At 43.4% G+C, this 809-nt stretch carries 1 protein-coding gene and 1 pseudogene; both read left to right on the top strand.

Annotation, left to right across the window (positions count from 1 at the left end):
• The coding region (locus B7C60_RS13945) for a transporter substrate-binding domain-containing protein (RefSeq protein ID WP_245869477.1) at window positions 1-581 on the top strand (581 nt) is incomplete at its 5' end.
• 115 nt (window positions 582-696) lie between these two features.
• Window positions 697-809, top strand: a pseudogene (locus B7C60_RS19435) (arginine ABC transporter permease ArtQ); the annotation flags it as partial.

An 809-nucleotide genomic window follows, 5' to 3' on the forward strand; every position in this document is an offset into this window, starting at 1 on the left:
GTCGCATCGTTCCACAAGATTGGGATGGCATTATCCCTTCGCTACTGGCACGGAAATATGATGCGATTATTGCTGCGATGTCGATTACCGAAGAGCGTAAAAAACGAATTGATTTTACGCACAAATATGCACTGATCCCTAATCGATTTATTGCTAAAAAAGGAGCCGAATTGGATTTTAGCCCGCAAGGTTTGAAAGACGTAAAAATAGGTGTGCAGCGAGCAACAACCCACGATAAATATTTGACCGATAACTATGGTAAGTCGATCAATATTGTACGTTATGGTTCGTTTGACGAGGCCTATCTTGACTTAGCGAATGGGCGTATTTCCGCTGTGTTAGGTGATGCGTCTGCGTTAGAAGAAGGGGTCTTGAATAAAGTGGGAGGAGAGGCTTATGAATTTGTTGGCCCTTCATTAACGGATCCACAGTGGTTTGGAGAAGGATTTGGCATTGCGGTTCGTAAACAGGATAAAGATTTAACGAAGCGACTCAATCAAGCCATTGTATCTTTACGTGAGCAAGGCATTTATCAAAAAATAGCAGCGCAGTATTTTAGCTATGATGTTTATGGTGATTGAGTGATATTGCTGGCTATCTACTACGGGAATGTTTTGGCTAGAGGCTAAGCTAGGAGGTTGGTTACTCGTTGAACACGGTATCCAACCTCCCAGGGCCTAGAAAGAGGGTTTATGCTTGCTTAATCTACAGGGATACGAAGTAGCGATTTTAAAAGGCGCGCTGCTGACGATTGAAGTGGCTTTATTATCGCTGCTATTTGCCATACTACTCGGGATGTTAGGGGCTCT

This window comes from Vibrio fujianensis (assembly GCF_002749895.1).
GTDB lineage: Bacteria > Pseudomonadota > Gammaproteobacteria > Enterobacterales > Vibrionaceae > Vibrio > Vibrio fujianensis.